Source organism: Dysgonomonas termitidis (genome assembly GCF_042654545.1).
Lineage (GTDB): Bacteria > Bacteroidota > Bacteroidia > Bacteroidales > Dysgonomonadaceae > Dysgonomonas > Dysgonomonas termitidis.
The window spans coordinates 1-9,650 of the sequence record NZ_JBHSGN010000114.1; the positions used below are offsets into that span (position 1 = coordinate 1).

A 9,650-nucleotide genomic window follows, 5' to 3' on the forward strand; every position below is an offset into this window, starting at 1 on the left:
AGTATGACGAGAGGGAATTCGTTATCGTTCATTTTACCGGTTTCAGGTATTGATGGTTGAGCACGGAGGGCTGGGCTACCGGTAGATAAGAATGGCTCAAATCAGTGACAACTGGCGGAAAGGTCTCTTTATGAGACCTTTTGTTTTTATACTTCAGACTGATCGGGTAAGGACTTGCGAAACTCTTTCAATTTCTATTCATTATCAGGAGATGTTTTTGTGGCACATTGTCCTGTCATATGCAGATGGAAAATGATGTTAAAATGCATATAAAAACAAAATGGTCAATAAATGGGTAAAAATGGGTAAAGATTTGTAGAATATTAACACCTAATTTTGCTACCGATTTAGATATATTAAAAATCATAAAAAGGTGTTGAAGATAAGGGGAGGATAGCCATCCACTATCCTTATCGTATTTCCTGAACTACAATGAGTGGATGGAAAGGGTGGCAATAACCGGCAGACATCAGGCTATAATCAACGATGAAGTCAAATTAATAATACAGACTATTTTATGAAACAATCCATATTTATTTTTCTGCTGACATTAGTCCTGCTCCCCGCATGGGCACAGGACGAGGCAGGTAATACGCCTTTGTCGTCACCTCGCCTGGCAGTCAAAACAAATTTGTTGTACGATGCTACCACCACCTTCAACCTGGGGCTGGAAGTCAGGCTGAAGAACCGTTATACGCTGGATATACCGGTTAATTACAACCCTTTCACCTATAGTGGGAACAAGAAGCTGAAACATATACTGGTGCAGCCGGAACTCCGTTACTGGTTCTGCGAACCGTTCTTCAGTCATTTCATCGGTGTACATGCGCTTTATGCCAATTACAATGTGGGGGCCATCAAGCTGCCGCTGAACCTATACCCGGGCCTTGAAACAGGCCGTTACCGGGGCGACATTTTCGGGATGGGCATCTCCTACGGTTACCAATGGATGCTCTCTCCCCGCTGGAACATTGAAGCTACCATCGGCCTGGGGTATGCATATACGGATTATGACAGGTATGAGTGTAAAACCTGCGGTAAGCTGCTCGAGAGCGGTAGCAGGCATTATTTCGGGCCTACCAAGGCAGGTATATCCTTAATCTATATAATCAAATAAAACAATGAAACGATTCCATATTTCCCATATACCGGCTGTATTTTTCCTGTTGGCGGCGCTCAGCCTGCCGGCACAGAATAAGGATTTCTATAAAGGCCGGCTGTCGGTTGAAAGCGCCGGGCTGAAACAGGAAGGCGACAGCCTGCTATTAAGTCTTTCTGTACACATACAGGGCCAGGCCGTCTCCGGCGGTCAATCGATGCTGCTGATTCCCGAACTGAGTACCGGTAGCGATCCGGACAGCAAAAAAGTAACCTTTCCCTATATCCGGGTCGACGGGGATGAACGACGGAAACTGGACGAACGCTCTTTCGCTCTTGCGAGAGCAGATAAGCGGTCCGCCTATCATCGTCCTTTGATGCAGGTAAATATCCGCCAGTTCACCGATACGACACTTCTATATAAGCTGAAAATCCCTTATGAAGCCTGGATGGATTCCGCCCGCCTGGTTCTCTACCAGCAGGTTACGGGATACAACAGGCAGGAATCACGGCTGTATGCGCTGATTTTGAGCGATAAGGTGGAATTGGAAGCACGTGTGCCCTATCAGGTCAGCCCCGGAGTATCCTTACTCACCCCGGGCAGGGAAGTCAAGACGCGCAAGCGTCAGGGCAAAGCTTTCCTGGACTTCCAGGCAGGCAGGTCGGTCATTAACCCCGGTTTCCGCCGGAATCCTGCGGAGCTGGCCAAGATCAACGAAGCCGTCTCGGATGTAAAGGACAATCCCGATGCGGGCATCACCGGCCTGTTTATCGAAGGCTATGCTTCCCCCGACGGATTGTACACCACCAACGAGCGTTTATCGAAAGAACGGTCGCTGGCGCTAAAGGATTACCTGAAAACTAAATTTGGATTCGACGAGGGTCTTTTCAAGGTAAGCCATGTAGCCGAAGATTGGGACAGCCTTGCCGTACAGGTACAGGCCTCCAATATGGAATACAAGGACAAGATATTGGAAATTATTGCCACCACGGAAGTAATGGACGAACGCGAAAAGGCTTTGATGCGCCTGGCGAACGGTGCACCCTACCGCCGGATGCTCCGGGAGATGTTCCCCGAACTGCGCAGGGTGGAATACCGGATCGACTTTACGGTCAGGGATTACACTGCCGAAGAAAGCAAATCGCTGTTTAGCCGGAAACCGGAAGACCTGTCACAACTGGAGCTTTACAACCTGGCTCAAAGTTACGGCAAAGGCACGAAAGACTATACGGATATCATGACCGGAGTGATCCCCAAATACTATCCCGATGATGTGACGGCAAACGTCAATGCGGCGGCGCTCCTGATTGAAAACGGGGAGTTGAATACCGCCGGGCGCCTGTTGGACAAGGCAGCCGGCTCAGCCCCCGGTGGCAACAATCCGGCCGTACTGAACAACCTGGGCGTAATACGCCTGCTGACCGGGGAACTCGATCAGGCCGAAGCCCTGTTTAACCGGGCAAAAACAGCCGGCAGCAAGGAAGCGGTCCGCAATCTGGAGGAAGTGGCGGCCAAACGGGCCGATAACAAGAAAATGGAACGGTATAAAAACAGATAGTAATTATATTCTTTATTAGTATTCTTAATTTTAAAAACAAGTAAAAAATGAAAACAAAATTTAAATTTTTAAGCGCATTAACTGTCGCCCTTTTATTAGGATTCAGCAGTTGCTCGAATGACGATGCGAAAGATAACACCGATAACGGAGAGAAGAAAAGTTTATTCTTCAAACTGGACAAGGAAGCTATTGCCAAATCGGAAGGCGTTGCGGTAGCAGACGGAACAAAGGCTACATTGAGCAGCGGTTATTTATACTTCGTCAACAGTGGTGGAACTATTATTGAAAGATATCAATTGACTACTGATGCTTCTTCGGACTTACCGAATGGTAAAATCAGTATAGCAGAAGCATCAGCTCCCGGAGTGACAATCTCAGGTATTCCGGGAAGCGTAACCGCCGCGCATGTATTTGGAAATGTTCCTGCTGTCGATCAAAATGGCGCGACGCTTACCATGCCGACAAGCGGATCTATAAATACAGTGAAAGCTCTGACTATCGGTATAGCATCGCAAGTCACTACAGCCTCATGTAATTTATATGGAACAGCAAACTTAGTTCCTGCTCCGGTGGCTCCTGATTATACGTGTGATGTAGAACTTAACCCGACCATCGCCCGTATTGAATTAAGCGATATTACTGTTACAGGCGACATCACAGGGTTCACCGTAGACGGTATCTTCATTGATAATTTCGATAAAGTAGGTTCGATTGGCGGAACAACAGGAACCTACTCTAAAATTGAAAATGGTACAGATCCGGCAAAATTTGCTGTAGGAGGAGCGATATATCCTATCTCCGACCGTGGAGTTACATTTGACGACAATGGAGGCACTGGTTATAATGCTGTATCGAAGGTTGCCAAGCCGGCTGGCTCCAACGTTTGGGGATATAACCTGTTCGCGGCATCTACCCTCGACGGAGGTTCAGCCGTTCCGATAATCGTTATCCGTTTAAAGAATATAACAACAACCTTAAATTCTACTCCCGGCGCCGTTTTTGCGGATCCTCAATATATTACAATCAAAGGATTTAGGCCTGCTGGGGGCGGTGCTCTTCTAACTGAAATCAGTGCCGGCAAGGTGTATAAAGTCTCTCTGACAGTAAATGCAATTGAACCGGAAGACTTGGCTCCTGTTCCGAATGTTGACGCCATAAATGTAACGGTAACTGTAAATGTAGTTGCTTGGGAAGCAGTTCCTCTAGCCCCTGAATTTTAATAACATATAACTTTCCCCGCTTAGTGGATAGGAGTCCGGCAACGGCATCTTTATCCCCCGGATATCCACTAAGCAGGGATGCTATAGCTTTTTCGAATACTTTTTACTAATAAAGGATTATAACTATTATGAAACCCTATATAAGCCTGTTCATACTTTTAGCCTTTGCATTATTAAACAGTTGCATCGGTGAAGATTCGGAATATTGTCCGGAGATAGATGATAACAGCAATTTACGTCTGGAATTCCGCTATACAGATGAAAACGGCTTAGATATTTTTACTGATAAAGTCAGGTATACGGATGTTTTTATCTTCGACAGCGGGGATCGCCTTGTAAAAAGGATAACCCTCGATGAAAACGCCTTATCCCTTTTTGCGGGTACCGAACTGAGGCTGGAACCCGGTACTTACCGCATTGTATGCTGGGCCAATGCGACAGCTAACACCCTTTATGAAGGAGCAAGCCCGGGCAATAACCTGTTCAGTGACGCCTTCCTGAGTAATTCAAGCCTCGACAAGGCAACAAACACGGCAAGCGACAGCGACCCGCTGTATTACGCGCCCGCGCCGTCACAGGATTCGCAGCCACAGCCATTTTATGTAACCGTGCCTGAAAGCGGTTCGCAAACAGCCGTTATCCCTTTTCGCAGCGCACACATCACCATAGGCGTTTATGTAAAAGGATTTACGGATACATCCGCCCAGGGAGCGGCTTTGCCCCCAACCATCGTGCTGACGGATATACCGGCTCACTATAACTTTAACATGCAAACATACGGCACAGGTATCTCATACAAAAAAACAGCGGCAAATACCGTTATCGAAAGCCAGAATATGGCCTATTCGGAGTTTTATACTCCCCTTTTTAATGAAAATACACCCATACTATTATATATAAAGAAACAATCCGACGGCAGTACTGTCGCGACGGTCAGCTTGAAAGATTTTATCGCGGATAACAATATAACCGTAACGGGTACGGACGGCCTGTTTATCCCGATACAGATAGAATTTAAGTCCGTATCGGTAGAAGTTACCCTGCCGGGATGGGACAGCAAACCCGTAAGCCCGGAATTTTAAGATAAGAAAAGACCATATAAAATAACAATATATGAAAACAAAGTGTTTATATATACTCTTGCTGGTCATTTACCTGTTCGCGTTAACCGGTTGCATTGACGAGCGGGAAGGGAATACGGCGGGTCAGGGCGATGAACAACTGGTCAGCTTTTCCATCCGGGTGCCGGGAGCTGCCGCACCCAAAACCAAGGCTTTGACCGGGGACGACGAGAACGAGGTGGCTAATATCGTCCTGCTGCTGTTTAATAGTTCGGGCTATTATACCTACCAGCCCATCTATATCAATAATGTAACGACCACCCCCGGTAACAGCGCGATAAAAACCTTTACAGCCAAAGTTCCGGTAGGAACCTACAACATGGTCGTCCTGGCCAACAGCAGCCAGATTGTCAGCGCTGCGTTGGGTAGCATCAACCAGGGGGATACCAAGGCAACGGTTATGCAACAATTAAAGTTGACCAATGCCGACAAATGGAACAGTGATCCTGCGGACGCAGGTTATAAGAAGATACCGATGTGGGGCGAAATCGCGAACCTGACAGTCGGCGAGTCTACTCCCGGCCAATCGGTAACCCTTGTACGCATGGTCTCCAAGATAGATGTGACCCTGAGTGCAACAGCCCAAACCAAATTCGCGTTGAAAAGCGTGCGGCTCTATAATTATAACAATCAGGGCTATGTCGCCCCGGATACTGATAACAACTGGAGCAGCGTAAGCAATATTGTGACCGCGCCTACGGTTCCGGCATCAGCGCAAAAACCGTCGCCTGCGGTAGACAACCCGCTGCTCTATGACGGAATTTCCATAACAACAACGGATATATCCTGCATCAATGAAATCTATACCTTTGAAGCGGCGAAAGGAAGCGCTACCGGTGCGGCGGCCAATACCTGCCTGGTCATAGGCGGTATATACGGGTCGGATGGAGTGGAAACCTTCTACCGTGTCGACTTCGCCAATACGGTAGAAGGGGCGACCACTTACCTCGACCTGTTGCGCAACCATCACTATACCGTGACAATCGCTGATGTGAAAGATAGCGGACTGTCAACACCTGAAAATGCTTTTAACTCCCGGCCGGCCGATATAACCGCGACTATTACCGCATGGAACGATGGCGGGCTCGATGAATTCGACGCCGGCGGACAATATCGTTTGACTGTCTCCTCCGGAGAATTTAATTTTTCCGGAAGCGCCGGCAACAGTACCCTTGAAGTTTTCACGGATTATACCGACGGGGCGACATATGCATGTTTCGAAGCAGACGGTGTAACGCCTGCTACCGGCGGCTGGCTTTCTGTCACAGGGGGGCCGGTGACCGCTAACACAAAAACCACGTTAGGGATTCAGGTTACTGCTAATACCGGAGCAGTGCGCACCCGTAAGATCAAAATTACGGCCGGGAACCTGACGCATGTCGTGACGGTTACTCAGGCCGTTGCGCAGTACGGCTTTACACTGACAAAAAATCCGGAAACCACCGATGGCGATTTCACAGACCTGACTGATCTCTATGATTATGGGTCACCTGTCTCTCTGCCGGAACCCACGGACAACGGACTCTATGCATGGGACGGCTGGTACAAAAACGGTAGTACCCGACTGGAAGGCGGCAGCAAAACGCCGACTGTGATCGTGGGTGCTGAAGGTGAAAACAACTACACGGCTAAATGGTACGCACCGGTGACCATAACCATAGAGAGGACTGGCACAGGTAGCGGTAATGGTTTGGTGAATGGAATAGCTGGGAATTCTGTTCTGAGACGTGGGGCCACCTATACAATAACAACAGACGGTCTATGCCTGGGGGCAGAACAAACCTATACAGCGACCGCTGACGCGACATATAAAATTTACTGCCCTAAGAGTGTCGTTGTTATAACTACTATCGATGACACCGCAAGAAACCTCAATGATTGCAAGACCGCTGGTACCATGGCCAGTGGATTAGTGGGGACGAATAGTATAGATGTTTATTGGCCATACGGAAACACGACTTTCTGGTCTGGGGGGGGGACCAATCGATTTTACGCATATTGGTGGACTTGGTCGGGCTCAACGGCGGGTGTATGGAACCCATTAGGAATACCCGGAGGGGGGTGGCAAGCGGGCTCTGCAAGCAATGGTAACGCCCTACGGTTGTGCGCTAAGAGTATAGCAGTCGTCGCCAGATGATGGGGCTGATGGGAAGACTCCTGTTATATATGACCAGACTAAAAAACGGCCACCAGGCCTGTGCGTTGCGCAGCATAATGCAATTGCTCTTTGAACAAGACACGGACAAGATGTCCGCGCCAGCGGGGGGGGCTGTAACGGCAGGGTGTGGGAACAACAACACAGGGTAGCGCTATGCTGCCCTATAGAAAACAAAAAAAGGTCTGACATAAAGTATTTTAAACAGTAACAGCATATTAGATAAAATAACAATATATGAAAATAAAGGTATTATACATATTATTGCTTGTCGTTCAACTGTTCGAGGTAACCGGTTGCATCGATGAGCGGGAAGGGAATACGGCGGTTCAGGGCGATGAGCAACTGGTCAGCTTTTCCATCCGGGTGCCGGGAGCTTCCGCGCCCAAGACCAAGGCTTTGACCGAAGTTGACGAGAACGCGGTGGATAATATCGTCCTGCTGCTGTTTAATAGTTCGGGCTATTATACCTACCAGCCTATCTATATCAATAATATAACGGACGGCGCTAACAGCGCGCAAAAAACCTTTACGGCCAAAATTCCGGTAGGCACCTATGACATGGTCATCCTGGCCAACAGTAGCCAGATTGTCAGCGCCGCGTTGGGTAGCATCAACCAAGGGGATACCAAGGCAACGGTTATGCAACAATTAAAGTTGACCAATACAGGCAAATGGGACACTTCGGGCAGTTTTACAAAGATACCGATGTGGGGCGAGATCGCGACCCTGACAGTCGGCTCGCCGACAGCCAACCAAACGGTAAACCTTATACGCATGGTCTCCAAGATAGATGTGACCCTGGGTACAACAGCCCAGACCAAATTCGCATTGAAAAGCGTGCGGCTCTATAATTATAACAATCAGGGATATGTCGCTCCGGACGCAGTAAACTGGGGCAACGGTGTTGCGACCGCACCTACGGTTCCGGCATCCGCGCAGAAACAAACGGGGCCTCTGGTCTATAACGGAACTTCCATAACAACAACGGATATCTCCTGCATCAACGAAATCTATACCTTTGAAGCGGCGAAAGGAAGCGCTACCGGTGCGGCGGCCAATACCTGCCTGGTCATAGGCGGTATATACGGGTCGGATGGAACGGAAACCTTCTACCGTGTCGATTTCGCCAATACGGCAGCCGGGGCGACCACTTACCTCGACCTGTTGCGCAACCACAAGTACACCGTACAGATAACAGACATGCTCGGTTCAGGGGAGGCGACAGCAGAGGCAGCCTTCAACTCGGCGCCCGTCAATACGGTAAAGATTATAGAATACGATGAATCGGCAATCACGGACATTGTTTTTAATAATAACTATATGCTGGGCGTCTCCACCGGAGAATTTAATCTTTCCGGAAGCGCCGGCAACAGTACCCTTGAAGTTTTCACGGATTATACCGACGGGGCGACATATGCATGTTTCGAAGCAGACGGTGTAACGCCTGCTACCGGCGGCTGGCTTTCTGTCACAGGGGGGCCGGTGACCGCTAACACAAAAACCACGTTAGGGATTCAGGTTACTGCTAATACCGGAGCAGTGCGCACCGGTAAAATCAAAATTACGGCCGGTAACCTGACGCATGTCGTGACGGTAAACCAAAATTAACTCTGACGCGCAATCCGGAGCCCGGCGGCTCTTTTATACCGGACAAAAGCGGCTACTATGACGATGGAGATGTAATCACCCTGCCCGCCACCACCGATAGCGAAAAGTACCTCTGGGACGGCTGGTACAACGTTCAAACCGGCCAAAAGGTAACGGGTGACCCACGTGAACCGGAAGTTACAATTGACGAAAACGCCACTAACACTTATGAGGCAAGATGGTTATCGCCGTATACGATTACTTTTACACAGACGACGGGATCAACTGGCTACACCGCGGCGGATTTTAATAGCAATTATCCTACACTGACTGTAAAGCGTGGTGAGGAAGTAGATGTGCCTGCAAAAGGTCCTTGCCTTACAACGGCCAAATTTACCCCTACCGGAGACATGTCTATCAGTATTTGGTGCCCAAAGTATAATGCCGCGTTTACCACGAGCTCTGGTAACGTGACCTCGCTTGCCAGTTGTGCGACGGTGATGACATCAAGTTCTTTACCGGCGAGCTCCCGAGATTATTACATGACACCGAACACGTACCTTAGCTACTGGATCAACGGGGGGGCGACCGATGCAATTTACATGGGTACAACACCAGTCGACAACGCATGGAACTCCGGCTACAATTTTGGCTTTTACTTAACTAATGGGAGCGCGGCGGGTAAAAAATGCCTGACGGGTGTGACGATTACCGTCAGGAATCCGTAAACGGTACCTGATAACAATAAAATGGAGCATATAGCACCTTAATCCGCGCCAGCGGGGCACCACCACCCTATAGGGTAGCGCAACGTGTCTGTTGCACAACTAAAAAAGAAAGAAATAAGTATTAATAAAAATTGATTATACGGTTAATTATTAGTATATTACATGAATAAATTCAATCA

The 9,650-nt window shown here is 48.5% G+C and carries 8 protein-coding genes; 7 read left to right on the plus strand and 1 reads right to left on the minus strand.

The genetic code is table 11. The annotated features are described in order from the left end of the window. The first annotated feature begins 517 nt into the window (after positions 1-517). The 6 genes from ACFO6W_RS18570 (at position 518) to ACFO6W_RS18595 (ending at position 8,764) form a co-directional block, all read left to right on the plus strand. On the plus strand, positions 518-1,117 hold the full coding sequence (locus ACFO6W_RS18570; protein WP_379999166.1) for a DUF3575 domain-containing protein: 600 nt from the start codon (positions 518-520) through the stop codon (positions 1,115-1,117). 4 nt (positions 1,118-1,121) lie between these two features. After that, positions 1,122-2,657, plus strand: coding sequence for a DUF3868 domain-containing protein (locus tag ACFO6W_RS18575; protein WP_379999168.1), 1,536 nt, complete (start codon positions 1,122-1,124; stop codon positions 2,655-2,657). A 47-nt stretch (positions 2,658-2,704) separates the two neighbouring features. Further along, positions 2,705-3,877 (plus strand): hypothetical protein, encoded by a 1,173-nt coding sequence (locus tag ACFO6W_RS18580; RefSeq protein ID WP_379999170.1) that lies wholly within the window; start codon positions 2,705-2,707, stop codon positions 3,875-3,877. Between the two features lie 128 nt (positions 3,878-4,005). Then, positions 4,006-4,959 (plus strand): FimB/Mfa2 family fimbrial subunit, encoded by a 954-nt coding sequence (locus ACFO6W_RS18585; RefSeq protein ID WP_379999172.1) that lies wholly within the window; start codon positions 4,006-4,008, stop codon positions 4,957-4,959. Between the two features lie 31 nt (positions 4,960-4,990). Further along, positions 4,991-7,135, plus strand: coding sequence for a FimB/Mfa2 family fimbrial subunit (locus tag ACFO6W_RS18590; RefSeq protein WP_379999174.1), 2,145 nt, complete (start codon positions 4,991-4,993; stop codon positions 7,133-7,135). Between the two features lie 255 nt (positions 7,136-7,390). Further along, a complete protein-coding gene (locus ACFO6W_RS18595) occupies positions 7,391-8,764 on the plus strand; it encodes a FimB/Mfa2 family fimbrial subunit (RefSeq protein ID WP_379999176.1) in 1,374 nt (457 codons plus the stop codon). Here the strand turns inward: ACFO6W_RS18595 and ACFO6W_RS18600 are convergent. Further along, positions 8,761-8,901 carry a hypothetical protein gene (locus tag ACFO6W_RS18600; RefSeq protein WP_379999178.1) on the minus strand — a complete coding sequence of 47 codons (141 nt, stop codon included), beginning with the start codon at positions 8,899-8,901 and terminating at the stop codon, positions 8,761-8,763. The genes ACFO6W_RS18595 and ACFO6W_RS18600 overlap by 4 nt on opposite strands. A gap of 384 nt (positions 8,902-9,285) precedes the next feature. On the opposite strand from ACFO6W_RS18600, the gene ACFO6W_RS18605 reads away from it, so the two are divergent. After that, positions 9,286-9,471 carry a hypothetical protein gene (locus tag ACFO6W_RS18605; protein WP_379999180.1) on the plus strand — a complete coding sequence of 62 codons (186 nt, stop codon included), beginning with the start codon at positions 9,286-9,288 and terminating at the stop codon, positions 9,469-9,471. Positions 9,472-9,650: the final 179 nt, after the last annotated feature.